The following is a 26,074-nucleotide window of genomic DNA, read 5'->3' as shown; positions in this document are numbered from 1 at the left end:
TGACCATGGCACGTCCTCGTCGTATCGTCCTCCTGCGGCACGGAGAGTCGGAGGGAAACGCCGACGACAGCATTTACGAACGCGTACCCGATCACGCGCTGGCCCTCACCGAACGCGGTGTGCGGCAGGCCGAGGACGCGGGTAAGCGACTGCGCGAGGCCTTCGGGTCCGAACGGGTATCCGCGTATGTCTCCCCCTACCGCCGCACCCGCGACACCCTCGCCGGGCTCGCGCTCGACTCCTCGAAGCTGCGTGTCCGTGAGGAGCCCCGGCTGCGCGAGCAGGACTGGGGCAACTGGCAGGACAGGGAAGACGTACAACAGCAGAAGAAGTACCGCGACGCCTATGGGCACTTCTTCTACCGCTTCGCCCAGGGTGAGTCCGGCGCCGACGTGTACGACAGGGTGGGCGCGTTCCTGGAGAGCCTCTGGCGCAGCTTCGACGCCCCTGACAACCCGCCGAACGTCCTGCTGGTCACACACGGGCTCACGATGCGCCTCTTCTGCATGCGCTGGTTCCACTGGACCGTAGAGGAGTTCGAGTCCCTCTCCAATCCGGGCAACGGCGAGACCCGCGCGCTCCTGCTCGGACAAGGCGGCCGATACCACCTGGACCGCCCCTTCGAACGCTGGCAGACGCCTCGCCCGTACGGAGACCGCTGATGTCGACGCCGACGCCGACGCCGACATCAGCGAACAGCGGTCCTGGGAGCGGTGGCCCCGGCGGTGGTGGCCCGGGAAGCGCGAGGCCGCGTTCGCAAGGCGAACGGCTCTCCGCGGCCCTCGCCAGCCTGCGAGGGCTGGCCGTGGGCGATGCTCTGGGATCGCAGTTCTTCGTCCCCGGTAATTTTCCCCTCCTTCGGAGGCGCGCGCTGCCGCCGGGCCCATGGCAGTGGACCGACGACACGGAGATGGCGGTCTCGGTCGTAGCTGTCCTGGTCGCGCACGGCCGCGTCGACCAGGACGCTCTGGCTGCCTCCTTCGCCGAACACCACGACTTCGACCGGGGCTACGGCCCCGCCGTGAACCGCATGCTCCGCCTCATCCGCCAGGAGGGCGGCGACTGGCGCGAGTTGGCAGCGGGCCTCTTCGAGGGCCAAGGCTCGTGGGGGAACGGCGCGGCCATGCGCGTGGCTCCCCTCGGCGCCTGGTTCGCGGACGATCCCGAGCGCGCCGCCGAGGAAGCGGAACGCTCGGCCGAGGTCACTCACCAGCACGCGGAGGCGATCGCGGGCGCTCGCGCGGTCGCCGCTGCGGCGGCATTGGTGGCGCGTGCGGAGCCCCCGGACGGGGTGAGGCACGCGCGCCAGGCAGGACCGGGAGGGCTGGAGTCGCCGGAGAGGCTGAAGGGGCCGATGGGAGCGGCGGGCAGCACGACGGGGACCCCGGTGTCCTCGCGGGCATCGCAGGGCGAGGAGCTTCTCGTCCGCGTCCAGCACCTCGTCCCGCGCGGCGCCGTTCACGCCGGACTGCGCCGAGCCGTCGACATGCTCGACTACGCCGACGTCGGCACCGTCGCCGCCGTCCTCGGCTGCGGGCGCCGCACCAGTGCGCAGGACACCGTGCCGTTCGCCCTGTGGGCAGTCGCCCGGTACATCGGCGACTTCCGAGAGGCGGTGTGGCGCGCGATCGGCGCCGGGGGTGACGTGGACACCACCTGCGCGATCATCGGCGGCATCCTGGCCGCCGGAGGACCCGGCAGCCCTGGGAGCCCCCGACGTGCCGCGGCAGCTCCGCCCGCCGACTGGGACGCCGGCACCGAGCCACTTCCCGCCTGGCTCACCGAGTCGCTGGAGCGGCGGCGACCGGAGACCTGAAGCCGGAGGGAAAGGTGGACCTGAAGCCGTAGGGAGACACGAAGCGAAAGCGGCCCAATTCGCGGACTCTCCGTCACCACCCCACCCCCTTCCGCGATCGTCGGCGAACTTTCTCGCCCTTTGGCGGACTCGGCTGAACTCACCGCATCCCCAGCGGATACGCTTGCTAATGCCATGCCGTACGAGCCCCCAACCCACCGCGTCGAGCGATCGCTCCGCGCAACCACCGGTGCGAAGATCGTCGCCGGAGTGGACGAGGTCGGCCGCGGAGCCTGGGCGGGACCTGTCACGGTCTGCGCCGCGATCACAGGACTGCGCCGCCCGCCCTCCACCCTGACCGACTCCAAGCTCATCCCCGAGCCACGCCGCAGCGAGCTGGCCGCGGAGCTGAGCAGCTGGGTCACTGCCTACTCTCTCGGTCACTCCTCTCCGGAGGAGATCGACGAGCACGGCATGACCGCCGCCCTCCGGCTCGCCGCCATCCGCGCCCTGGAGGGCCTGCCCGAACGCCCCGACGCCATTATCCTGGACGGCAAACACGACTACCTCGGAGCCCCTTGGCGGGTTCGCACGGTCATCAAGGGCGACCAGACCTGTGTCGCCGTCGCTGCGGCCTCGGTCATCGCCAAGGTCCGCAGGGACGCGCTCATGACCGAACTCGCCCCGGAGTACGCCGACTTCGCCTTCCAGGACAACGCCGGCTACCCCTCGCCCGTGCACAAGGCAGCCTTGCAGGAGCGCGGTCCCACGCCGCACCACCGGCTGTCCTGGTCCTACATGGACGCCCTGACCCGCTGGAAGCACCTCAAGCGCACCCGGAGCGAGCCCACAGAACAGATCGGCCTCTTCTGACCCGGCCCCGCCGGGCGACGCCGTCACGACGTACCGGAGCCACCCCCGGAAGCCTCTCCTGGATCCCGTACCCGCTGACACGTCCTATTCCGTCATTTGATAGACAACACCTCATGTCTCTCACTCCCAAGGAGTCACAGATTTACGAGAGCGTCCCGGGCCCCCGCAATGCGGCGGGAGCAGCCCGAACTCCGCAGGCACCCCACGCCGCAGCACCCGTTCCCGGCCCGCGGCCTTCCCCGCGTCCCGCACCCCCGCGCGCGGACAGCAAGGGCCCCAGCACCCCGGGCCGTCCCGGCGCCCCCCGCCAGGAGAATTCGCCGGCCCAGCGCCCGCCTGCTTCCCCGGCCCCCGCCACCGCGCAGATCCAACTGGTCGCAGCGACTGACGCGACCGCGGTGGAGGTTGCCGACGAGGCCGTCGACAAGCTCCTCGACGAGGGCCGTGCCCCCGGCGAGATCCTCATGCTCACCACCGGGGAACAGCACCCCTGGGCGCAGCACGAACTCTCCTTCGGCGAGGACGCCTATTGGCGCCAACTTGCCGACGGCGAGGACATCTTCTGCGCCCACGCTTCCGCCATAGCCCGCACCACACAGCGCACCATCGTTCTGCTCGCGGTCAACGGAGGCACCGACCCCGAGGCCGCCGCCGCACTACCGGCGGCCCTGGAGAAGGCCACCGAGCAGCTCATCGTGTGCGGCGACCCCGACCGCCTGCGCGCTCTGCTCTGAGCCCCGGGGACCGCCAGGGCCGGGCAGTCGCTCGGCTCTGTGGGTATTTCCCAGGGGCCGACGGGGCGGGTGCCTCCTCTCCCGGATGGCTAGAGTGCTGCCGCCGGGCGCGGTCGCTGTCTGCCGACGGCATCGTTGCCGTTGGCTCGCCCCGGAGGGCTCTGGCGCGGAGCCCAGGCTGTTGCGGTCGCGCTGGAGGCCAAGGGCGCCGGCTGCCCGTTGGCCACCGTGCCCGTTTTCCGGGCCGAGGACGGAGATGACGGGGCAGGGGTGTGCGTGCCGTCATCCGAGGCAGCCGGATCGGTGGACCAAGACCCCTCTTGTGCGGTCACAGCCGAGGGGCGACGTCCGCTCCGTCCCTCTCCGAGCACCTGCCACCCTGACGGCGTCAATGTGATGTAGGCCCCGCAGCGCAACCCGTGCAGCGTGCAGGCGTCGCGCAGGCCCCACATCCAGGCACCGTCCACCGCTGTCCAGCCCTGCTCACCCAGCCGGCAGCAAAGGAGCACCGCGGTGCGGACGGGGGCCCTGAGGCGCAGGTCGTGCGGGATGACCCGTCGTAGCTGACCAAGCAGGGCGTTGCGGTACTCCCAGCCGTCGGGGTGGGCGGGGTGCTGGCTGAACGACGCGCTGGCTACGAGCCGTTCCTCGGGCCCCAGCACCGCTATCACTGTGGTGGACGGCCTGGGGAGATGACGTTCATAGAGTCCGGTGACGATTTCACGGGGATCGCGCAGGAGCGGGATGCCGGCCGCGGCCCACTCGGCCGGCTGGAGCATACGGCCGAGCCGGGAGACGGGGTCGCTTGCAGGGGACGGAGCAAAGCCGAAGGTCACATTCCTCCCTTCGTCCTGAAACCGCTCCAATTCTCGCGGCCTCGGGAGGAGGCGGCAACGAACAATTGGTGCATCACGCGGCCTTCTGAGGCTGTCTCCTCTCGTTATTCCCCCTGTGTCCCTCGTTTCCCCTTCCTTGCCTCTCCTTCCTCAACGGCTGTCAGTTCTGAACCGCGAGGACCAGCGGCAACACCCCCTTCGCACCGGCTTGGCGGAGCATCCTGGCGGCAACGGCTAGGGTCCAGCCGGTGTCGGTGAAATCGTCCACCAGCAGCACGGGGCCACCCATCGCTGCGACGGAGTCGGCCAGCTCCGCGGGCAGAGTCAGTGCCTCATGCACCGTCCTGAGCCGCTGTGCACCGTTGCTGCGGGGTGCTCCTTTCACGCCGTACTCGTCCACGCTGATCAAGGCACCCAGAAGCGGCATCCGACCGATGTCTGCGAGCCGTTCCGCGAAGGACCGCACCAACTGTGGCCGCGTATGGGACTCGATCGCCACGATCCCGACCGGTCGCTCGGGTGCCCCTGGAGACCCGGACGCCCAGCCCTCGGGGTGCTTGGCCCAGTCGGAGAGAACGGTCACGGCGCCCTGGAGCACATCGTCGGGCACCGGCCCGTCGCCACCCTGCACGGAGAGCAACGGGCGCAGCCTGTTCCCCCAGCCGATGTCGGTGAGCCTCCCCAGAGCCCGGCCTGGTCCGGCCTGCTGCTGTTCCGGAATACGACCCTTGAAGCCCATGCCGACAGCTTCCAAACCGGTGGGCCACATCTTGCGGGGTTCTACCCGGACCCCCGGCCTTCGCAGCTCCCCCCGAGCTGCGACGACGAGCGACTCGTCCACCTCCTCGGTGAACCTCCTGCCGGCACAGTTGTCGCACCTGCCGCAGGGTGCGGCCCCTTCGTCGTCGAGCTCTCGCCGGAGGAATTCCATCCGGCACTCCGTGGTATCGGCATAGGCACGCATCGCCCCCTGCTCGGCCTGGCGCTGGCGCTCCACCCAGTCGTACCGTTCGGCGTCGTACTCCCATGGGTTGCCTGTCGCGATCCAGCCACCCTTGACGCGTCGTACGGCGCCATCGACGTCGAGGACCTTCAGCATCACCTCCAGCCGTGACCTGCGAAGCTCCACCCTCGGTTCCAGGGCGGGAAGGGACAAGGGGCGCTCGGAGGCAGCCAGCACATCGAGTGTGCGGCGCACCTGTTCCTCCGGGGGAAAGGCCAGCGACGCGAAATACCGCCAGATTGCTTCGTCTTCCTGGCCCGGCAGGAGGAGAACCTCCGCGTGATCCACACCGCGGCCCGCGCGGCCCACCTGCTGGTAGTAGGCGATGGGGGAGGACGGCGAGCCGAGGTGGACGACAAAGCCGAGGTCGGGCTTGTCGAAACCCATACCCAGGGCTGAGGTGGCCACCAGAGCCTTGACACGGTTGGCCAGAAGGTCGGCCTCAGCGGCTTCCCGGTCCGCGTTCTCGGTCTTGCCGGTGTACGAGGCGACTTCGTGTCCGCATTGACGGAGGAAGGCGGCGACTTCCTCGGCCGTGGCCACGGTGAGGGTGTAGATGATGCCGGAACCCGGCAGCGCCTTGAGATGTTCTCCGAGCCATGCGAGGCGGTGCGGGGCGTCCGGGAGGTGGAGCACGTTCAGACTCAGGCTCTCTCTGTCCAGGGAGCCGCGCAGGACAAGAGCCGGAGCCACCCCGGCCGTCTCCTCCCCGTCGTCGCTCTCGGCTCCCTTGCCGGTGCCGAGTTGCTCGGCCACGTCGGCCGTGACGCGGGCGTTCGCTGTCGCTGTGGTCGCCAGCACCGGCACGCCGTGGGGCAATTCCGCCAACATGGTGCGAAGCCGGCGGTAGTCGGGGCGGAAGTCATGTCCCCAGTCGGAGATGCAGTGTGCCTCGTCGACGACGAGCAGACCGGTGGAGGCGGTCAGCTGGGGCAGCACCTGGTCGCGGAAGTCCGGGTTGTTGAGGCGCTCCGGGCTGACCAGCAGGACGTCCACGTCTCCTGCGGCGACTTCTGCCTGGACCGTGCCCCAGTCCTCCGGATTGGAGGAATTGATGGTGCGCGCGTGGATTCCGGCTCGGGCCGCCGCCTCGACCTGGTTGCGCATCAGCGCCAGGAGCGGGGAGACGATGACGGTCGGTCCTGCGCCCCGCCTACGCAGCAGGGCGGTAGCCACGAAATAGACGGCTGACTTGCCCCAGCCCGTGCGCTGGACCACCAGAGCCCGCCGTCGCTCCGCGACCAGGGCTTCGATAGCTCGCCACTGGTCGGTGCGCAGCCGGGCTGGCTCCTCACGTTCGCCGACCAGATTCGCCAGCACGGCGTCGGCCTCTCGGCGCAGCTCTGTGTCACTCATGCGTCCATGCAACCCGATCCCATCGGCCGCCGACGAACCCGGCTTGTGGAAAACCCAGGATTTGTATGACGAGCAGATAAGTGATCCCGGTCTGTGCATAACTCGCGACCCCTCTTTCCGCTGCACGACACCGTCGAGGCATGACACACCACGACCGCGACTCCAGCGGCAACGAACCGCACTTCCCTCACGCGGGAGGCGACCGACGGCGACAGGAACACCCCGAGGACAAGCTCACGGACAAGGCCGCCGGGGCTCTCTCTGAGAGTGAGGGAAGCGACATTTCCCTGCGGGGGCCCGCCGAGCTGGCTGACGCGCTGCCGTATCTCCTCGGGTTCTACCCTGACGACTCCATCGTCGCCGTAGCTCTGCACGGGCCGCGGGGGCGCTTCGGCGGTCGTCTCAGGATCGGGATTCCCGAAACGGAAGAGGAACGGATGGCATTGGCACCGCAGGTGGCCGAATGCCTGGACGCCAGCTCGCGGGCACGAGGCTCCAGTCCGGACGGCGCCATCATCTTCCTCTGCCAGGAGCCAGGCGAAGGCAGCAGCGGTAAAGAGATCATGGAGCGGCTCCAGCCGCTCGTGCAGCGGCTGCGCATCGCGTGCGGTGAGCTGGACATGCCCGTCTACGAAGCGCTGTGCCTCTCCGACGGACGCTACTTTTCCTACTGCTGCCCGGACCCCCGCTGCTGCGTGCCCGAAGGCATGCCGCTGGCCGAGCCAGGCACCTCGGCGATGGCCGCCGCGGCGACCTATGCCGGTGTGCAGGTACACGGTTCCCTCCGCGACATGGAAAGGCGCCTCGCTCCGCTCGGGCCGCCGTTCGCGGAAGAACAGGAGCGGGTGCTCGACTCGATGAGCGCGGACCTGACCCAACGGATGCTCACCGTCGAGGGCCGTGAGCAGGTGCGGAGCGACACCCTGGCGCTGGTCGGACATCTGATGGACCGCCTCCACCACTCCGCACCGACGACAGCGGGCACCCACACAGCCGCCGACGCGCATGACGACGGGCTGCTCAGCCATGACGAGTCCGCCGCTGTGATCCTCGGCATCCAGGACCGCAGGACGCGGGACCAGGCGGCGGAGTGGATGGAAGGCATGGACGTAGGTCCGGCTCTTCGCCTCTGGAGGGCTCTCTCCCGCCGTTGCGTCGGTCCCTACACCGAGCATGCCGCGGCCCTGCTCACCTTGACCGGCTGGGTTGCCTGGTCGGGAGGCGACGGCCCCACAGCCCGGGTAGCCCTCGGACTCGCTCTGCGCACCGATCCGGATTACCTCTTCGCGCAACTCCTCAACCAGGCGTGCAACGAAGGACTCGACCCCGAGCTGCTGCGCCGCTGCCTGAGGGCCGACCGAGACCGGCGCACGTCCGATGACGAAGGAGAGCAGTCCGACGCCGCCCAGGGCAGCGCCCCGTGACCCCCAAGGCCGCCCACCGTTCACCTGAGTGGCGGACGGCGCGCACCCACACCCCTGCCAGCCCCGGCCTCGGCCGGTCCACCGAGAAGAGGAAGCGGAGGAACGCGTATGTCCATGAGCACGGGAACGAAGACGCCACCACGGCCTGCCACAGCACGGTCGTCGGCGCCCGGCCAGGCCCCGCCGCAGCGGGGGCGTGCGGGAGTTCCAGTCCGGCGCCCGCTTGAACATAGGCCGGTGCACTCGTCCCTCATCTGTGCCGCCGCGCCCGCGCTGGTGATCTCTCCAGAACATGGCCAGCTGAGGGGAGAAGGGCTTGACGGCTTCTACGACAGGGGGAAGCGGGTCCTTGCCCGGTGCCAGCTCCATCTGTCAGGTCAGGAGCCTGTGCCGCTCCAGGGGCGGATGGTGAGTGCGCGCCAGGCGCGGTTCCTCGCGGCAGCGCGCACCCCGTCGGACAGCGGGCCGGATCCACAGGTCACAGTGGAACGACTGCGGTCGGCCGAGGGCACCGAGCGGATCACCGTGCGCAGTCACGCCCCCCGGCCCCTCCGTATCCCTGTAGAGCTGCGTCTGGGCACCGACCTCGCGACGCTGGGGGCCATCGCCGTCGGCGCGCCTGGAACCGAACTGACGCCGGCGGTCCATGTGAGCGGGCTGCGCTGGACCGACCACGGTGCGCATGTCACCGTCACAGCTCGCCCCGGGCCCGACACCGCCTGGGCATCAGCAGGAGTTCTCCAGTGGGACTGGCATCTGGATCCGGGGGAGAGCCGTTGCATCGTTCTTGGCATCGAGCTGCATGAGCCCGAGCACGAGTCCCGGACCCGGCTCCACAGCGGAAGCCCACGTACGGAGGTCGGTTCGAGGGGGACACAGGCCGACGACCCCGCCTCCTGGGGCTCGTTCCGGGCGGAGAGCGACGATGTCAGGGTCCACCGGCTGCTGAGGACAAGCCTCGATGATCTTGGAGCCTTGTTGCTTCGCGATACTGAGAGTCCGTCCGACCTCCACCTGGCGGCGGGGATGCCGTGGCGCTGCTCTTTGGCCCCGGCCGAGTCGTTGCGCGCTGCTCGGATGCTGCTCCCCCTGGGGACGGGACTGGCCGCAGGGACGATGCGCACCCTCGCGCGCAGCCAGTACGCGGGTCGAGGGCAGGACAACGGCAAGATCCCAGGGGCGCTTCGTCGCACCGGTCCCGGGGCTGTGCCGAGTTGCACGGGAATCGAGGCCACGCTGCTCCTGCCCACGCTGCTGGCAGAAGCAAGGCTCTGGGGGCTGCCGGAGCGGGACGTCGAAGGGCTTCTGGCACCAGTCGAACGCTGTCTGCGGTGGATGCTGAAGGCATCTGACGGCGGGGTCTTCCTCCCCGATCCGGCTCCGGATGGTCCCTACCGCTGCGAAGTCCAGGCACAGGCTCACCGTGCGGCGGTGCTCGGTTCCGAGCTGCTGGACACCTGCGGCAGGCAGGGAGGATCCGAACTGCGCGACTGGGCAGGGGAGTTGCGAAGGAACTTCGCGGGGGAGTTCTGGCGCGATGACCCAGGAGGCGGCCGACCGCTGGCCCTGCTGTCACGCACGGGGGCCTGGGACAGCCATCTCGGCTCGGCAGCCGTCGAGCTGTTGGACACAGGACTGTCCCCGAAGGGCCAAATGGCTCCAGGCATGCTCGACCAAGTACGAACGGCGCAGCTCGCCCGGCTTCTCGGCGGACCCCCGCTGGACTCCGGGTGGGGACTGCGAAGCCTGGGCACAGGCGAGGACGGGCACAACCCCTTCGGCCACCGCACCGGCGCGGTGCGGATCCAGGAGACGGCCTTGGCGGTCGCTGGGCTGTCCGCGGCCGGATACGAGAAGGAGGCCTGCTCGCTGCTTCGAGGGGTCGTGGACGCGGCGGAGGCGTTCGGATACCGGCTGCCGGAGATGTACGCAGCGGAACAGCGCACCGAAGGAAGTGCGCCGTTGCCGCATCCGGCGGCATGCCGGCCCTCGGCTGTCGCCGCGGCCGGCGCTGTGTACCTGCTCGCCACCCTTGCCGGGGTGAGGCCAGACGTTCCCGCCGGGATGGTGGTGGTGCGGCCGGTGGAATCGGCCCCTCTGGGAGCCCTCAGGCTCAGTGGGCTGAGGGTGGCGGGGGAGCCGTTCGCGGTGCGGATCAGCCGGCTCGGCATGGCGATGGTCGAAGAGGCGGCGGAGGGCTTGCATCTGAGCAGCTGAGGCAGCCCTTCGACTGAGCGGGGACCGATGTGCGGGAGGGGAGGGAGGAGGTGGGAGCGGTGCTGGAGAACGGACTGTTTATCGTCAGGGAGACGACTATGATCACGCCATGCCCTACGACCCGTCGGCCTTCCCGCCCTTTGCCGTCACCGTCGACCTCGTGGTGCTCACCGTGCGCAAACATGCGCTGTGCGCCCTGGCGGTCCGCCGCGGAGAGCCCCCATATCAGGGGAGGTGGGCACTGCCGGGTGGCTTCGTCCGCGGGGACGAAGACCTCGAAGCGGCAGCGGCGCGCGAGCTCACCGAGGAGACGGGGCTGCGGTCACACGTTCCGGAGGACCAGGATGCGGGCGCGCATCTTGAGCAGCTCGCCACCTACGGCGCACCCCAGCGGGATCCCAGGATGCGTGTCGTCAGTGTTGCCCACCTCGTACTCGCCCCCGACCTGCCCTCGCCGACTCCGGGCGGCGACGCGCGCAGTGCCCGGTGGGCGCCGGTCGACAGTCTCTTCGGGTCCGGCGACGGAACAGGGTGGGACAACGCCGAGCAGCAGGCACCACTCGCCTTCGACCACGACCAGATCCTGCGGGACGGAGTGGAGCGTGCACGGTCGAAGATCGAGTACTCCTCGCTCGCCACCGCTTTCTGCCCACCGGAGTTCACTGTGGGCGAGCTGCGCAGGGTCTATGAAGCGGTGTGGGGAGTGGCCCTCGACCCGCGGAACTTCCACCGGAAGGTGACGGGGACCCCGGGGTTTCTGGTGCCGACCGGCGGGACGACGACCCGTCAGGGAGGCCGGCCCGCACAGTTGTTCAGGGCGGGAGGGGCGACGTTGCTGAACCCTCCGATGCTGCGGCCAGAGGTCTGAGTCGAGGCCGGTTCGGGGGCGGGCACGCGATCCGTAGGGAACGCCCGTAGAGCGGGTTGCCCGGAAAGTCGAAAATGTCGCGTTATCTTGCAGGAGTGCGTCCGCCACGCGTTTTGCGGGAGAAGCGATGATCCAGGCCATCGGACTCACCAGCACGCCCAGGCGCAAGCGCCTGCCGAGTGTCGACGACCTCACCTTCGAGGCGTGCCCCGGCAAGGTCACTGTGCTGCTGGGGCCGGCTGGTTCGGGTAAGAGCGAGGCGCTGCGGCTGATGCTGCAACTCCTCCCGGGACGTGGCGTGGCGCTGTTCCGCGGGCGCTCGGTGCACCGGATCCCCCACCCCGCCCGGGAGATCGGGGTGCTGCTCGGGGACGTCCCAGGACATCCGGCTCGCACGGCGCGGGGGCACCTGCGGATGCTGACGGCGGTGGCGGGAGTGCCGCTGGAGCGGGCGGACGATGTGCTGGACGTGGTGGGGCTGAGCGGCCTTGACCACCACCGGCTGGGGGACTTCTCGCTGGGGATGGACCGTCGGCTCGGAATCGCCGCCGCGCTGCTGGGTGATCCGCACACGCTGGTGCTGGACGAGCCGGCGCGGGGGTTGTCCCCTCGCGAGGCGAGCTGGCTCAACGGGCTGCTGCGGGGATACGCGGAGCAGGGCGGGCTGGTGCTCACCACTTCTCGGGATCCGAAGGAGGCGGCGCGGATCGCTGACCGGGTCATCTCGGTCGACGGCGGCAGGCTGGTGGCGGACCAGGACGCCAAGGACTTTGCCAAGACGCGATTGCGTCCCCGCGTGGCGGTGCGGACGCCTCATGCCGAGCGGTTCGCGGCGGTGCTGACTCAGGAGGCGCGTAGCGCTGAGCGTTCCCGGAGGGGACGGGGGGTTGTTGAAGTGGTGTGCGACGGGGGGAGCCGGGTTTCGGTGTACGGGAGCAACTGCGCGGCGGTGGGGGAGTCGGCCTATCGGCACGGCATCCTCGTGCACCAGTTGGCAGAGGAGATCGGCGACACCGGGGACAGCCACCGTCCCGGGCCGCTGGCGCGGGCTGATGGGCGGGCATCCGGGGAAGTGACGGGGGTTCGGACAGAGGGCTTGCCCGCCGGGGTGAACAGCGTCCGCCTCGCGGGGTCGGAGGTAAGAGGCGGGGGCGCCGTCACGCTGGTTGAGCCCGCCCGTATCGACTGCGAGGTGGAAGTCGCGGTCGAGACTGAGGGCGACCACGCGACCGAGGATGAGAGCGAGCCCCAGCCCCAGTCCCAGCCCCTGCTTCAGCCCGAGGCCGAGTCCGAGGTTGGGCTCCGGGGCGTGAGCGTGTCCGGAACGGCGGCGGGACACGTTTCGGTACCTGCGCCGGGGGTGCCGGACCGGGTGGATGCAGTCGAGACCGATGCCAGGACGGACGCCGAGACCGTCGCGGGGTTGGGGTTCAGCAACTTCGCCAGCAGCGACTCAGGCCCGAACCCGGGCCCCAGTTCGGGCGGCGGCGGACGCGGTGATGGCGACGGGCACCGCAAAGGCTCCGAGGCCGTCGTGGACGCCGAGACGGAAGGGGGCGGAATCAGGTCGGAAGAGGCCCCGGGCCTCGATGAACGGCTGGGCGAGTCGGAGCAGGCGGGGCACCGAGACGATTCGGAAGGTGCGCTGGTGCCGGCGGCCATGGGGGAGGGCGACGGGGATGAGGAGTCACGCCATTCCGCGACCTCCGCCACTCCCTTGGCTGCGGCTTCTCATGTCTCGGCGGTCTCGGATATCTCGACTGCCTCAAGTGCCACATCGGTTTCGGTCCCTTCGGGTGACCTCACAGACCCCCCTTCCAACGAGGCTCTTGAAGACCCCGCCACTTCCGAGACTTCCGCCTCGCCCCCACCCACACCACCATCCCGACCCTCCCCCTCCCCCTCCCCCTCCCCCTCCCCCGTCGCTCCGAACTCTCCAGCCACTCCAGCGACCTCGACCCCTCCAGCTGCTTCGGCCCCATCCGCCCCCACATCCCCCGCACCATCGGATATTCGCCCGGACGGGCGCATGTCGGCGGGGTTGCCGCCTCGGTTGTCTGCGGCCCGGAGGCCGGGGCCGGTGGCGCCGGTGCGGTATGAGCTGCGGCGGCTGTTCGGGGTGCGGACGCCGTGGCTGGTGCTGGTGTCAGCGCTGCTGTCGGCGCTGGCGGTCGCCCTGGTCGTCGCTCGCGTCGGTGGAGGCGCCACGAGCGAGCACGCAGCGGGGCTGTCACCGGCGGTGAAGCTGTTGACCGGCTGGCCTCCGGGGTCACCGTTCTTCGTGCCGCCCGCGGCACTCGCTGCGGGATTGCTAGGGGCCCTGGCGTTCGGTCAGGAGTTCAGATACCCAGCCCTCGTTCCCGCTCATGTGCCGGTGCCCCGCCGCCTAGGGCTGCTGGGAGCCAAGCTTCTGGTCTCGGCGGGCACGGCTGTAGCGCTGTGCCTGGTGACAGCGGTGGTCAATGGGGCTGCGCTCACCTTGCTGTACGGAATGGACAGCGGCGCGCTGACCTTTCCCGCCGGTACTTTCGATCTCTCCAGCCTCTCCGGTCTCCTTGTTCCAGTCGGGCCGTCTGGATCGGGAGAGACCGGGCTCTCCCTCGGAGCGCAGGTCGCGGTTGTACTGATGCTGTGCATCGGCTGCGGGTGGGCGGGTGTGCTGGCGGCAGGAACGTCCCGGTCAACGGCCGCTGGAGCGGCGGCTGTTGTCGCCGTTCCGCTATTGGTGGCCCCGATGGTTCGCAAGTTGCTGGGAGGCCCCGGTGCTCAGTCCCTCGAAGGGCTGCCTGAACGGCTGCGGTCGACGATGCTGGTTCCCTGGCCCTCGGGGGCGGAGCAGTGGTTCGCGGTCGTGCTGCGCATCGGCGCTCAACCGGTTGGCCGGGCGTTGGCGCTGTCGCTGACCGTTCTTCTCTGTGTCTATGTCCTGACCTCGCTTCGCGGACGTCCAAGACAGAGGTAGCTCCGCCGCTCCGGCGGGTGTCGTCTCCGGCCGGAGCGGGGTCTGCCGACCCGGGAGGCAATCGCTCCCGAGTTCACCGAATTCCGTCAGATGTTCATCGGCGATCACCGCCAACCGGGTGTCCGGAAGCTCGAGATGGCGCTGACCACCGATGACGCCGTCCGTCCATTCCGATAAGGCGTCAATTGTGCGAAAGTCAGCGATCACCCTTTCGTGTGCTTTTCACCATAGCCCTCAAGGCCGTCTCAAGCCCCGCCGACACAAATGGTCGTGACTACCCTTGCGCACTCCATGATGACCGCGGCTCGCCCCGTCGACACCGGCCTCGTTGGCCCGGGCGAGCTGGACCGCTACGCGTACGCCGAGTCCACGGGAACGGCGCGTACCACCACCAACGCCTCGGCGTGGGAGGGTTCTGAGGCTGACATGAATCGTGTGGGCCGGCGTGCGACCGGTAGCCGTGGCCGTGGTCTGCACGGCCAACTCGTCCAGCAGCTCGGTCAGATGATCGTCTCGGGGGATCTGGGGGCCGACCGCCCGCTCGTCCCGGAGGAGATCGGCCAGCGCTTCGAGGTCTCGCGTACGGTTGTGCGCGAGTCCCTCCGGGTCCTCGAGGCCAAGGGCCTCGTCAGCGCGCGGCCCAACGTGGGCACCCGCGTGCGTCCCGTCAGCGACTGGAATCTGCTGGATCCCGACATCATCGAATGGCGGGCCTTCGGCCCCCAGCGGGAAGGCCAGCGGCGCGAGCTGTGCGAGCTGCGTTGGACCATCGAACCGCTGGCTGCGCGCCTCGCCGCCGGGCAGAGCCGTGACGATGTCCAGCAGCGGCTGGCCGACATGGTCGAGATCATGGGCCACGCGCTCGCGCAGGGGGACGGGCTCACGTTCTCCCGCGCCGACGCCGAGTTTCACGGTCTGATCCTCCAGGCCGCCGGCAACCGGTTGCTGGAGCACCTCTCCGGGATCGTCTCCTCCGCGCTTCAGGTCTCCGGTGGCCCTGCCACCGGCTGCGAGCGGCCGACCGAGACATCCGTCGCCCACCACCGCCGGGTTGTCGAGGCCCTTGTGTCGGGCGAGGCCGCCGTCGCCGAGGCCGCTATGCGCCAGCTGCTCGGCGCCCACACCGAGCCGGTCGCGGCAGGTCAAGGCGCACAGCCGGCGCCCGGGCAGCCCGCTCCGGCTGGGCAGCCGGCGCAGGCGGGTCCTGCGGGGCACACCGTTCCTGCGGGAGCGACCCAGCCGCCGCAGCCGGGAGCGGGCGCGCCGGGCGGTGCCGACCACGTGGTGCCCGCTCCGCGCGAGCACTGACGATTCACTCCGCGCGATGCCGGACGTTCGGCTCCGCCGAGAGCCGAGAGCCGAACGCCGTTCGACCAAGGCCGCGTCACTCCGTACCGCCAACATCACCCGCACTATTCGCCCAGTCCGCAGCACCTACGAAGCGCACGCGTAAGACCGCAGCATCCGAAGCACCGCGGCACCTCCAGAAGCACCGCGACACCTCCAGAACCCGGTCCGGCCCGGCCCATGGGTCCGACGGCTCCGAGGGGTTCCGAAGGACCTGAGGGCTCTGGCAGCTTCCCGGCTCCGGCGGACCTGACGGCTCCGGCGGACCTGACGGCCCCGGCGGACCTGACGGCCCCGGCGGTTACCGGCGGGCCCGGCCGAGGAGCCTTGATCCTCGCGGGTCCGGCCGCGCCCTCCGTGTCCTCCGAGGCTTCCGCCGATGGACGGTTCCTTCGCGGCTCCGGCCCTCCCCAGGCCCTGCGGTACGTACGGCCGTGCCACCGGAACCCGGTGGCACGGCCGTACGCGCGGGGCCGCCAGTTCTGCCACTGAGGGGTGTTTTGTCCAGTGGCACCCGCATAAGGGCGGGTACGGGGTGTGACTCGGGCCACGTGAATTGGGCGTAACGCTTCGCGTCCCAGCGCGATGACTCAAGAGGTGACAGCCGAGGAAGGAATATGGGCGCTCCATTCGGGGCTTTTGCCCAAGCCGTTATTTCTCCACTGCTCCGCCCGCGCCGCCGGTTCATCCCCACCGGTGGTCCGCCGTTTCCATCGTTCCGAGAGGTTGTTCGTGTCGGCCAGCACATCCCGTACTCTCCCTGCGGAGATCGCCGAGTCCGAGTCCGTGATGGCGCTCATCGAGCGGGGGAAGGCTGAGGGGCAGATCGCCGGCGATGACGTACGTCGGGCCTTCGAGGCTGACCAGATTCCGCCAACCCAGTGGAAGAACGTTCTGCGCAGCCTCAACCAGATCCTCGACGAGGAGGGTGTGACGCTGATGGTGAGTGCCGCGGAGGCGCCCAAGCGCACCCGTAAGAGCGTCGCAGCGAAGACCCCGGCCAAGCGCACCGCCACCAAGACGGTCGCCGCCAAGCCCACTGCTCCTAAGAAGGCCACCCCGGCGAGCGCCGCTCCCGCACCGGCTGTGACCGCGGGGGCGGACGACCCCATCGCGGGCGCCGGGTCCGAGGGCGACCCTGTGAAGCCCGCGGCCAAGAAGGCCGCCGCAAAGAAGCCGGCGGCGAAGAAGGCCGCCGCAAAGAAGGCCGCGGCTCCCAAGAAGACCACCGCCAAGAAGTCCGTCGTCGATGAACTCCTTGAGGGCGACGAGGAGATGACGGAGGAGCTCCCGGGCAAGCCGTCGGGCAAGCCCGGTGCCGAGGACGGCCCTGCCGCCGAGGTCAAGAACGAGAACGAGGGTTTCGTTCTCTCCGACGACGACGAGGACGACGCCCCGGCGCAGCAGGTCGCTGCTGCCGGTGCGACGGCCGACCCGGTCAAGGACTACCTCAAGCAGATCGGCAAGGTCCCGCTCCTCAACGCCGAGCAGGAGGTGGAGCTCGCGAAGCGGATCGAGGCCGGGCTCTTCGCCGAGGACAAGCTGGCCGCCGCGGACAAGCTCGCGCCGAAGCTCCAGCGAGAGCTGGAGATCATCGCCGAGGACGGCCGCCGGGCCAAGAACCACCTGCTGGAGGCCAACCTCCGCCTCGTGGTCTCCCTGGCCAAGCGCTACACGGGCCGTGGCATGCTGTTCCTGGACCTGATCCAGGAGGGCAACCTCGGTCTGATCCGCGCCGTCGAGAAGTTCGACTACACCAAGGGCTACAAGTTCTCGACGTACGCGACGTGGTGGATCCGTCAGGCCATCACCCGCGCGATGGCCGACCAGGCCCGCACCATCCGTATCCCGGTGCACATGGTCGAGGTCATCAACAAGCTCGCGCGTGTGCAGCGCCAGATGCTCCAGGACCTGGGCCGTGAGCCCACCCCGGAGGAGCTGGCCAAGGAGCTGGACATGACGCCCGAGAAGGTCGTCGAGGTCCAGAAGTACGGCCGCGAGCCGATCTCGCTGCACACCCCGCTCGGCGAGGACGGCGACAGCGAGTTCGGTGACCTGATCGAGGACTCGGAAGCGGTCGTCCCGGCGGACGCCGTCAGCTTCACGCTCCTCCAGGAGCAGCTCCACTCCGTCCTCGACACGCTCAGCGAGCGCGAGGCGGGCGTCGTCTCGATGCGTTTCGGTCTGACCGACGGCCAGCCCAAGACGCTGGATGAGATCGGCAAGGTCTACGGCGTGACGCGCGAGCGCATCCGTCAGATCGAGTCGAAGACGATGTCGAAGCTGCGCCACCCCTCCCGATCGCAGGTCCTGCGGGACTACCTCGACTGAGCGAGGGCGAAGCCCGGAAAAGGCCCGCGCAGGGCCGACCGCGAAAGGCCGGTGACCCCCGGAAGAGGGGGTCCCGGCCTTTCGCGCTGCCGGACGGGTGACGGAGCACGCACCCGCGGCCCGGGATGCGCCGAGCGTAGAGCCGGAACACCCTGGGTAGTCACGTAGTTCCGTACGGTCAGGAGGTCGGTTCCTATGCGACTGATGCGCTGTGAGCGAACACGCGTCGCCCGAATCCCGAAGAGCCTGGGAAGTCTTCTCTCCGCCATGGTGACGGCGCTGATAGTGGCTCTGCTCCCCCCGCTGGCGCCCCCGGCTGCCGCGCACGACCAGGACCCGGACCGCGCTGTCATCGGCGGCTCCCCCGTGCGTGCGGAGAGCCACCCCTGGGTGGTGGCGCTCTCCAGCCGTGCCCGGTTCGGGCCTGAGCGCTCGGGTCAGTTCTGCGGGGGAGCGATCGTGGGTCCTCGCACGGCGGTCACGGCGGCGCACTGCCTCAGCCGGGAGGTGCTGGGCGCCGATCCCGGTCAGGTGAGCGACCTGCGGGTCATCACCGGGCGCGGTGATCTCACGGGCCGTACGGGCAAGGAGATCGCAGTCGCGTCCACGAAGGTCAACCCGGCCTACGACAGCACCAGCAACAAGGGTGACATCGCCGTGCTGCGGCTCTCCTCCTCCGTGCCGCGGGGCTCCGTCATCCCAATGGCGGTCAAGGGCGATCCCGTCTACAACCCGGGCACTCCGGCCTCCGTCTACGGCTGGGGTGACACCACGGGCAGCGGCTCGTACGCGACCTCGCTGCGGGCCGCCCGGGTGAGCGTGCTGGCGGACTCCTCCTGTGAGCGGGCCTATCCGGGCAACTCCCAGGAGGGCACCTATGACGCGGGGACCATGCTCTGTGCGGGCGTGGAGGCCGGCGGGCACGACGCGTGCCAGGGCGACAGTGGCGGGCCCCTGATCGCCCAGAAAAAGCTGGTGGGCCTGGTGTCGTGGGGCGTGGGCTGTGGGGAGCGGGGCCGTCCAGGGGTCTATACGCGCATCTCAGCGGTCGACTCGGTGGCCAGGGCCCTCGGGGGCTGACCGGTGTGGGCGCCCGCTGAAGGGTCGCTCGGCGGGCGCCACGGCTGTGAGTGCCGAGGCTGGCCGAAGCGCGAACGGGCGTCGGGGCGGGCGCACCGTGTGGGTGCCGGGGACGCGGGGTGCGCCCTTCCGAGCGCGGGGCCCAGCTCTGCGGGTGCAGGGGGCAGAGCCCGGTGGGCGCAGGGGGCACACGCCGCCGCGTGGCCGGGGGACGAAATGACGAGGGCGGGCGGCCTCCCGGAAACCCGGGGGACCGCCCGCCTTGCCGGCCTGTGCCGGAGTGAGCTCGTCGGATGCGTACGCGAGGGGCGTCAGGTCAACGCGTCAGCGTTCGTCGTCGCCGGTGGTCACAGGAGCCGCGGTGAGCTTCTCCGTCTCGTCCTGTATCTCCGCGGCGATCTTCTTGAGCTCCGGCTCGAACTTGCGGCCGTGGTGGGCGCAGAACAGCAGCTCTCCGCCACTCACCAGAACAACGCGCAGGTACGCCTGGGCATTGCAGCGGTCACAGCGGTCGGCGGCCGTCAGCGGGGTCGCGGGGGTCAGAACTGTAGTCACGTCGCCTCTTCTCTAGCTCGACGAGCTGTCGTACCAGGGTCAACATCCAACCAGGCCGAAAACGTTCCCGCTGTGGCCTTTAATTCCCGGAGATCGAACTGCCGGGAGGCCGGGATGTTGCCGGTGGCGGCGAATGGGCCGTATTGCAGGGGATGATCGTTCAGTCTGTTGTTGAGTTTTTGACGGTGTTCGTGGTGGCTGGCCACTGCCAGTGGCGCTGGCAGGTTCTTCTTGGTGACGCTGTGCCGTTGTCCGGCTCCGGGCTGCTTCGGGCCCTTCGCTGTGGAGGACGTGCCCGGAGCCTAAATGGTTCATGCCTGGAAGGGAACGTGATGTGTGTGTCACCCGGACGTGTTATCGAACAGGGTATCGAAAATGAGCTAGCATGGCGGTTCTCCTGTTCCGTCGCCTGGGTCGCGCGACACGTGCTCTCCTGGGCCTCGGTACCCTCTGACGCGGCAACCCAGCCGTCTCAAGCAGAATTCAGCGAGGAGCGAACCGCGTGACCGCCGATATGTCCGTGCCGTCCACCGCACTGCTGACCGGAGCAGACCGGGACGGAGGATCCAATTACACCGCGCGGCACCTGCTTGTCCTTGAAGGGCTGGAGGCGGTCCGCAAGCGTCCGGGCATGTACATCGGCTCGACGGACAGTCGTGGCCTGCTGCACTGCCTGTGGGAAATCATCGACAACTCGGTCGACGAGGCCCTGGGCGGCTACTGCGACCGCATCGAGGTGATCCTGTACGAGGACGGCTCCGTCGAGGTCATCGACAACGGCCGTGGCATTCCGGTGGACGTCGAGCCGAAGACAGGGCTGTCCGGCATCGAGGTCGTCATGACCAAGCTGCACGCCGGCGGCAAGTTCGGCGGTGGCTCCTATGCGGCATCCGGTGGCCTGCACGGAGTGGGCGCCTCCGTCGTCAACGCGCTCTCCTCGCGCCTGGACGTCGAGGTCGACCGCAACGGCCGCACCCACACCATCAGCTTCCGGCGCGGGGTCCCGGGAATCTTCACCGAATCGGGTCCGGACGCGCCCTTCGACCCGGCATCCGGTCTGCTCAAGGGTAAAAAGATCCCCAAGAACCGCACCGGCGCCAGGGTGCGCTACTGGGCGGACCGGCAGATCTTCCTCAAGGACGCCAAGCTCTCCCTGGAGACGCTGTACGCGCGTGCCAGGCAGACCGCCTTCCTCGTGCCAGGGCTGACTCTGATCGTGCGCGACGAGCGCGGCCTGAACGGCGAGGGTGCCACCGAGGAGACCTTCCACTACGACGGCGGTATCAGCGAGTTCTGCGAGTACCTCGCACCCGACAAGCCCGTGTGCGACGTGGTGCGGCTCCAGGGGCAGGGCACCTTCAAGGAGACCGTGCCCGTCCTGGACGACCGTGGGCACATGATCCCCACCGAGGTGCAGCGCGAGCTGGGCGTGGACGTCGCGCTGCGCTGGGGCACCGGATACGACACGACGCTCAAGTCGTTCGTGAACATCATCGCCACCCCCAAGGGCGGCACCCACGTGTCCGGGTTCGAACGTTCGGTCACCAAGACCGTCAACGAGGCGCTGCGGTCGACGAAGCTCCTGCGGGTCGCCGACGACGATGTCGTCAAGGACGACGCCGTGGAAGGCCTCACCGCCGTGGTGACGGTGCGACTGGCCGAGCCGCAGTTCGAGGGCCAGACCAAGGAGGTGCTGGGTACCTCGGCCGCCTCGCGGATCGTCTCGCAGGTCATCGCCAAGGAGCTGAAGGAGTTCTTGACGTCCACCAAGCGCGACGCCAAGGCGCAGGCCCGCTCGGTGCTGGAGAAGATCGCCGCGGCGGCGCGTACGCGGATCGCGGCCCGTCAGCACAAGGAGGCCCAGCGCAGGAAGACCGCGCTGGAGTCCTCGGCGCTGCCCGCCAAGCTCGCCGACTGCCGGGCCGACGACATCGACCGCACCGAGCTGTTCATCGTGGAGGGCGACTCCGCGCTGGGTACCGCCAAGGTCGCGCGGAACTCGGAGTTCCAGGCGCTGCTGCCGATCCGTGGAAAGATCCTCAACGTCCAGAAGTCCTCCGTCTCGGACATGCTCAAGAACGCGGAGTGCGGCTCGATCATCCAGGTCATAGGAGCCGGGTCCGGACGGACCTTCGACATCGACCAGGCCCGCTACGGCAAGGTGATCTTCCTCGCCGACGCGGATGTGGACGGCGCCCACATCCGCTGCCTCCTGCTGACTCTCTTCCAGCGCTACATGCGCCCGATGGTCGAGCAGGGCCGGGTCTTCTCGGCCGTGCCGCCGCTGCACAGGATCGAGCTGGTCAGCCCCAAGAAGGGGCAGGACAAATACCTGTACACCTACTCCGACAACGAGCTGCGGCAGACGCTGCTGGAGCTGGAGCAGAAGAAGGTGCGCTACAAGGAGTCGATCCAGCGCTACAAGGGCCTGGGTGAGATGGACGCCGACCAGCTCGCCGAGACCACCATGGATCCGCGCCACCGCACCCTGCGCCGTATCAACATCAGCGACCTGGAAGCCGCCGAGCAGGCGTTCGACCTGCTCATGGGCAGCGAGGTGGCACCGCGCAGGGAGTTCATCAGCTCCTCGGCGGCCACGCTGGACCGCTCGCGCATCGACGTCTGAGGCGAAGCGCCGCGTCTCCTCAGTCCCGGCCCTTCACTCCTCCTTCGCCGCATCACCTGAAGGGGTGAAGGGTCCGGATTGCGCTGAACGTGATCTCGGCGTTGCGGACATCCTGGGGCATGCGTATCGATGATCCCTGGTCCGACGCCCTGGCTCCGGGCCGGACCGAGCACCGTGCCCCGCCTCCCGTACCTCCCCCGCCGCAGCGCGGGCCGGTGCGCGACGGCGCACAGGAGAGCGTGTCCGGCGAGGCGCACGGCGACGTCTATGTGACCGTTCAGCGCAGCGCCGCCTTCCAGCAGGTGCGCCGCCGCTACCGGCACTTCGCGCTGCCCGCCAGCGCCGCCTTCCTGGTGTGGTATCTCGCCTACGTGGTGCTCGCCACCAGTGCGCCGGGGCTGATGGCGCGTCCCGTGGCCGGAGTCTTCAACGTCGCGATGGCCGCCGGGCTCGCGCAGTTCGCCACCACCTTCCTGCTCACCTGGGCCTACGCGCGCCACGCGCGGCTGCGCCGGGACCGGCTCGCGCTCGAACTGCGCTGGGAGACCCAGGACATGACGCGCACGGCCGCACTCAAGGGGGAGGGCGCACCGTGACCGGAAGCCACCAGACGCTGACGCTGCTGCTGTTCAGCGCCGTCGTCGCCGCCACCTTGGCCATCACCAGCTGGGCGGGCAGCAGACGCCCCGGCTCCGCGGAGGAGTTCTACGCGGGCGGCAGGCTCTTCTCGCCTGTGGAGAATGGATTCGCCATCGCGGGTGACTACATGTCGGCCGCATCCTTCCTCGGCATCTCCGGCCTCATCGCGCTCTACGGCTACGACGGGATGCTCTACTCGATCGGGTTCCTCGTAGCCTGGCTGGTCGTCCTGCTGCTGGTGGCCGAACTGGTGCGCAACTGCGGCAGGTTCACCCTCGCCGATGTCGTCGCGGCACGGATGCGCGAGCGGCCTGTCCGGGTGGCGCTGGGGGCCTCGTCGGTCACTGTCTCCGTGCTCTACCTCGTCGCCCAGATGGTCGGCGCTGGCAGCCTCGTCGGGCTCCTGCTGGGCAACGGGGGAGGGGCCGCGCACACCTGGACGGTGCTCGGGGTGGGAGCGCTGATGATCATTTATGTGTGTCTCGGCGGGATGCGGGCCACCACCTGGATCCAGATCGTCAAGGCCGTTTTGCTGATGGGCGGCGCCCTCGGGCTCACCGTGCTCGTGCTCGTCCGCTTCGGTGGCGATCCGGGAGCACTCCTGACCAGCGCGGCCGAACGCAGCGGCCACGGAAAGGACTTCCTCGCGCCGGGGCTGCGTTACGGCGGTGGCTGGACGTCTCGTTTCGACTTCATCAGCCTCGGCCTGGCCCTCGTCCTGGGGACAGCCGGACTGCCGCACATCCTGGCCCGCTTCTACACCGTGCCCACGGCGCGGGCCGCACGGCGCTCGGTCGTATGGGCGATCGGGCTCATCGGCAGTTTCTACCTGATGACCATCGTGCTCGGTACCGGTGCCGCGGCCCTCGTCGGCACGAATGCCGTGCGGCAGTCGAGCCCCGCCGGCAACACCGCCGTCCCACTGCTCTCGGAGGAACTGGGCGGCGGCGCCGGCTCCACCGGCGGTGCCGCACTCTCCGCATTGGCCGCCGCTGTCGCGTTCGCCACGATCCTGGCGGTCGTCGCGGGCATCACGCTCGCCGCCTCCGCGGCCGTGGCACACGACCTGTACGCCTCCTTGAGGGGCGGGAGGGCCGGAAGGCCCCGAAGGCTCGGGAAGGGCGGGAAGGGCGGGAAGGGCGGGAAGAGCGGGAAGAGCGGGAAGGGCAGGAAGGGTCGGCCCGGCCGTCGCGGGGAGCGGACAGAGGCGCAGGACGCGGGTCGGAGCGAGGTGGTGGTCGCCAAGGTCGCGGCCGGGGCCGTGGGGGCCGTCGCTGTCGGTCTGAGCCTGCTCGCTCAGGAGCTGAACGTGGCCTTCCTGGTGGGCCTCGCCTTCGCGGTGGCGGCCTCCGCCAACTTGCCCGTGCTGCTGTACGCCCTCTTCTGGAGGCGCTTCACCACACGCGGGGCCGTCTGGGCGGTCTACGGAGGGCTGGTCCCCTCGGTGGCCTTGGTGGTGCTCTCACCAGTGGTCTCCGGTGCGCCACAGGCGCTGTTCCCTGGCATGGATTTCGCCTGTTTCCCGCTGGAGAACCCCGGCCTGGTATCCATCCCGCTGGGCTTCCTCGCGGGCTGGCTGGGCACCGTGCTCTCCAGGGAGCATCCGGATGAAGCACGGCACGCGGAGACGGAGGTGCGCTCCCTCACGGGCGCCGGGGCGGTGTGAGCACTGTCGGGACGCTCTCCGGATGGAGGGCCTCGGGGAGCGTGACGGTGAACTCCGCACCACCATCCGGTCCTTCGCCCACCCGGGCCGTGCCCCCGTGCCGTTCGGCCAGGCGCCGCACCAGTGCCAGCCCGAGGCCGCGCTTTCCGTGTGCCGGAGGCTCCTTGGTGGACCAGCCCTCGGCGAAGACGGCTTCGCGGCGCCCGGGCGGGATGCCCGGCCCGTTGTCGCTCACCCGGAGGATGACACCGGTCGGCAGGCGGCCTGGGGTGCCCGGCATGGGCTGAGGCACGGGCTGAGCCTGTGCCGCTCCGGGGGCGGCGGGACTGCCGTGGCCGCCGTCTCCGGCGTCTCGGGCGTGCTCACCGTCCGGGGCGTGCTCGTCCCCCTGCCGGCCGGCGAGCTGCGGCTCCTCGTCCACCTGGAGCGTGACCTCCACCCGGCCCCCGGGCGAACCGGATGCCGCGTCGAGGGCGTTGTCCACCAGGTTGCCCAGCACCGAGGCGAGTTCGGGCGGGTCGACCAGGCGGTCGGGCAGGAGCGTGCGCTCGGCGAGGTGGAGCGCCACCCCGCGCTCCGCCGCCACCGTCGCCTTGCCCACGAGCAGCGCGGCCAGCAATGGGTCCCGTACCCGCTCGGAGATCTCCTCCGCCGTTGCCCGGTGCTCCCCGACCGTTTCACTCAGGTACTCCACCGCGTCCTCGTACATCCCGAGCTGGAGCAGGCCGAGCAGGATGTGCATCCGGTTGGCGTGTTCGTGGTCCTGGGCGCGGAGAGCGTCGATGAGGCCCTGGGAGCCGTCCAGCTCGCGGCCGAGCAGTTCCAGCTCGGTCCTGTCGCGAAGGGTGGCGACGGCGCCGCCGTCGTCGGTGGGCATCCGGTTGGCGACCAGCACCCTCCCACCGCTGACGGTCAGCAGGTCCCTTCCCGGCACCTCGCCGGCCAGCACCCTGGCTGTCCGTCCCGGGCCGAGGGCCTCCTGGGGAGGCACTCCGATGTGCTTCGGCTTCAGGTCGAGCAGCCGGTGTGCCTCGTCGTTGACCAGCCGGATTCTGCCCTTCGCGTCCAGTGCCACGACGCCCTCCCGGATGCCGTGCAGCATCGCTTCCCGCTCGGCCAGCAGCGCGGTGATGTCGGAGAAGGCCAGGTCGTGGGTGCGTTTCTGGAGGCTCCTGAAGATGAGCAGCGCCGCCAGCGCCCCCACCCCCAGTGCCCCGCCCGCGTACGCGAGCAGCCCGGGGACCGACCTGACGAAGCGGTCCCGGACGCTGTCGTAGGCGATGCCGACGGAGACGGCGCCCACCACGTCGCCGTGCCCGTCCCGCAGAGGGACCTTGCCCCGCGCGGAGCGGCCGAGGGTGCCCTCGTCGATGTGATGGACCTCCTTCCCGGCCAGCGCGGGGCCCGGGTCGGTGGAGACGCGCTCGCCGATACGGTCGGGCTCCGCGTGCGACCACCGGATGCCGCGGGTGTCCATCACCACGATGTAGCTGGCGCCCGTGGCGTGGCGCACCCGCTCGGCGACCCGTTGGACGGGACCGTTCGGGGCGGGGCGGGCGCCTTTGGTGACGAGGTCGTCCAGGCCCGGCTCGGCCGCCGTCGCCTGCGCGATGGCCAGCGCACGCCGCGCGGCCTGGTCGTCCAGCTGCGAGCTGAAGGGCGCCAGGAACAGCCCCGTGGCCACCGCGGTCACGCCTGTGACGACCGCCAGCTGCATGAGCAGCACCTGTGAGGAGAGGCGGCGCGGCCAGCCGAGACGGCC

At 69.8% G+C, this 26,074-nt stretch carries 18 protein-coding genes; 14 read left to right on the top strand and 4 right to left on the bottom strand.

What is annotated here, in order from left to right:
- Nucleotides 1-5: 5 nt before the first annotated feature.
- The 4 genes from OHB04_RS11415 to OHB04_RS11400 all read left to right on the top strand — a co-directional run bounded on the left by OHB04_RS11415 (nt 6) and on the right by OHB04_RS11400 (nt 3,402).
- Nucleotides 6-662 carry a histidine phosphatase family protein gene (locus OHB04_RS11415; protein WP_326687565.1) on the top strand — a complete coding sequence of 219 codons (657 nt, stop codon included), beginning with the start codon at nt 6-8 and terminating at the stop codon, nt 660-662.
- A complete protein-coding gene (locus OHB04_RS11410; RefSeq protein WP_442814816.1) occupies nt 662-1,816 on the top strand; it encodes an ADP-ribosylglycohydrolase family protein in 1,155 nt (384 codons plus the stop codon). Before OHB04_RS11415 ends, OHB04_RS11410 begins: the two co-directional genes overlap by 1 nt.
- 174 nt (nt 1,817-1,990) lie before the next feature.
- The gene (locus OHB04_RS11405; protein ID WP_326687564.1) at nt 1,991-2,668 is read left to right on the top strand and encodes a ribonuclease HII; all 678 of its coding nucleotides are present in this window, start codon (nt 1,991-1,993) and stop codon (nt 2,666-2,668) included.
- A gap of 113 nt (nt 2,669-2,781) precedes the next feature.
- Nucleotides 2,782-3,402 carry a hypothetical protein gene (locus OHB04_RS11400; RefSeq protein ID WP_326807409.1) on the top strand — a complete coding sequence of 207 codons (621 nt, stop codon included), beginning with the start codon at nt 2,782-2,784 and terminating at the stop codon, nt 3,400-3,402.
- A gap of 89 nt (nt 3,403-3,491) precedes the next feature.
- On the opposite strand, the gene OHB04_RS11395 is transcribed toward OHB04_RS11400, so the two are convergent.
- Entirely contained in the window at nt 3,492-4,238 is a 747-nt protein-coding gene (locus OHB04_RS11395) for a hypothetical protein (RefSeq protein WP_405805827.1), read from the bottom strand.
- Between the two features lie 160 nt (nt 4,239-4,398).
- On the bottom strand, nt 4,399-6,597 hold the full coding sequence (locus OHB04_RS11390; protein ID WP_326807408.1) for a DEAD/DEAH box helicase: 2,199 nt from the start codon (nt 6,595-6,597) through the stop codon (nt 4,399-4,401).
- A 140-nt stretch (nt 6,598-6,737) separates the two neighbouring features.
- On the opposite strand from OHB04_RS11390, the gene OHB04_RS11385 reads away from it, so the two are divergent.
- The 7 genes from OHB04_RS11385 (at nt 6,738) to OHB04_RS11355 (ending at nt 18,826) form a co-directional block, all read left to right on the top strand.
- Entirely contained in the window at nt 6,738-8,021 is a 1,284-nt protein-coding gene (locus OHB04_RS11385) for a DUF4192 domain-containing protein (protein WP_326807407.1), read from the top strand.
- Nucleotides 8,022-8,135: 114 nt separating this feature from the next.
- The gene (locus OHB04_RS11380; RefSeq protein WP_442814815.1) at nt 8,136-10,238 is read left to right on the top strand and encodes a glycogen debranching N-terminal domain-containing protein; all 2,103 of its coding nucleotides are present in this window, start codon (nt 8,136-8,138) and stop codon (nt 10,236-10,238) included.
- Between the two features lie 109 nt (nt 10,239-10,347).
- Nucleotides 10,348-11,106 carry an NUDIX hydrolase gene (locus tag OHB04_RS11375; RefSeq protein ID WP_326687559.1) on the top strand — a complete coding sequence of 253 codons (759 nt, stop codon included), beginning with the start codon at nt 10,348-10,350 and terminating at the stop codon, nt 11,104-11,106.
- Nucleotides 11,107-11,233: 127 nt separating this feature from the next.
- The gene (locus OHB04_RS11370) at nt 11,234-14,068 is read left to right on the top strand and encodes an ATP-binding cassette domain-containing protein (RefSeq protein WP_326807405.1); all 2,835 of its coding nucleotides are present in this window, start codon (nt 11,234-11,236) and stop codon (nt 14,066-14,068) included.
- 291 nt (nt 14,069-14,359) lie between these two features.
- The gene (locus OHB04_RS11365) at nt 14,360-15,376 is read left to right on the top strand and encodes a FadR/GntR family transcriptional regulator (protein ID WP_326692679.1); all 1,017 of its coding nucleotides are present in this window, start codon (nt 14,360-14,362) and stop codon (nt 15,374-15,376) included.
- Nucleotides 15,377-16,147: 771 nt separating this feature from the next.
- The gene (locus OHB04_RS11360) at nt 16,148-17,746 is read left to right on the top strand and encodes an RNA polymerase sigma factor (RefSeq protein WP_326687556.1); all 1,599 of its coding nucleotides are present in this window, start codon (nt 16,148-16,150) and stop codon (nt 17,744-17,746) included.
- 267 nt (nt 17,747-18,013) lie between these two features.
- On the top strand, nt 18,014-18,826 hold the full coding sequence (locus tag OHB04_RS11355; RefSeq protein WP_326687555.1) for a serine protease: 813 nt from the start codon (nt 18,014-18,016) through the stop codon (nt 18,824-18,826).
- Nucleotides 18,827-19,150: 324 nt separating this feature from the next.
- Here the strand turns inward: OHB04_RS11355 and OHB04_RS11350 are convergent, their stop codons facing one another.
- Nucleotides 19,151-19,381 carry a DUF7455 domain-containing protein gene (locus OHB04_RS11350; RefSeq protein ID WP_326687554.1) on the bottom strand — a complete coding sequence of 77 codons (231 nt, stop codon included), beginning with the start codon at nt 19,379-19,381 and terminating at the stop codon, nt 19,151-19,153.
- Between the two features lie 502 nt (nt 19,382-19,883).
- Between OHB04_RS11350 and OHB04_RS11345 the strand changes: the two genes are divergently transcribed.
- The 3 genes from OHB04_RS11345 (at nt 19,884) to OHB04_RS11335 (ending at nt 24,312) form a co-directional block, all read left to right on the top strand.
- Entirely contained in the window at nt 19,884-22,007 is a 2,124-nt protein-coding gene (locus OHB04_RS11345) for a DNA gyrase/topoisomerase IV subunit B (protein ID WP_326687553.1), read from the top strand.
- A gap of 119 nt (nt 22,008-22,126) precedes the next feature.
- The gene (locus OHB04_RS11340) at nt 22,127-22,603 is read left to right on the top strand and encodes a DUF485 domain-containing protein (protein ID WP_326687552.1); all 477 of its coding nucleotides are present in this window, start codon (nt 22,127-22,129) and stop codon (nt 22,601-22,603) included.
- Nucleotides 22,600-24,312 carry a solute symporter family protein gene (locus tag OHB04_RS11335; RefSeq protein ID WP_326807404.1) on the top strand — a complete coding sequence of 571 codons (1,713 nt, stop codon included), beginning with the start codon at nt 22,600-22,602 and terminating at the stop codon, nt 24,310-24,312. The genes OHB04_RS11340 and OHB04_RS11335 overlap by 4 nt, the downstream gene beginning before the upstream one ends.
- On the opposite strand, the gene OHB04_RS11330 is transcribed toward OHB04_RS11335, so the two are convergent.
- Nucleotides 24,290-26,029, bottom strand: coding sequence for a sensor histidine kinase (locus OHB04_RS11330; RefSeq protein ID WP_326687550.1), 1,740 nt, complete (start codon nt 26,027-26,029; stop codon nt 24,290-24,292). The two genes, OHB04_RS11335 and OHB04_RS11330, sit on opposite strands and share 23 nt — an antisense overlap.
- Nucleotides 26,030-26,074: the final 45 nt, after the last annotated feature.

It is taken from the genome of Streptomyces sp. NBC_01775, from assembly GCF_035917675.1.
Lineage (GTDB): Bacteria > Actinomycetota > Actinomycetes > Streptomycetales > Streptomycetaceae > Streptomyces.
This window is presented reverse-complemented; position numbering and strand designations above follow the sequence as displayed.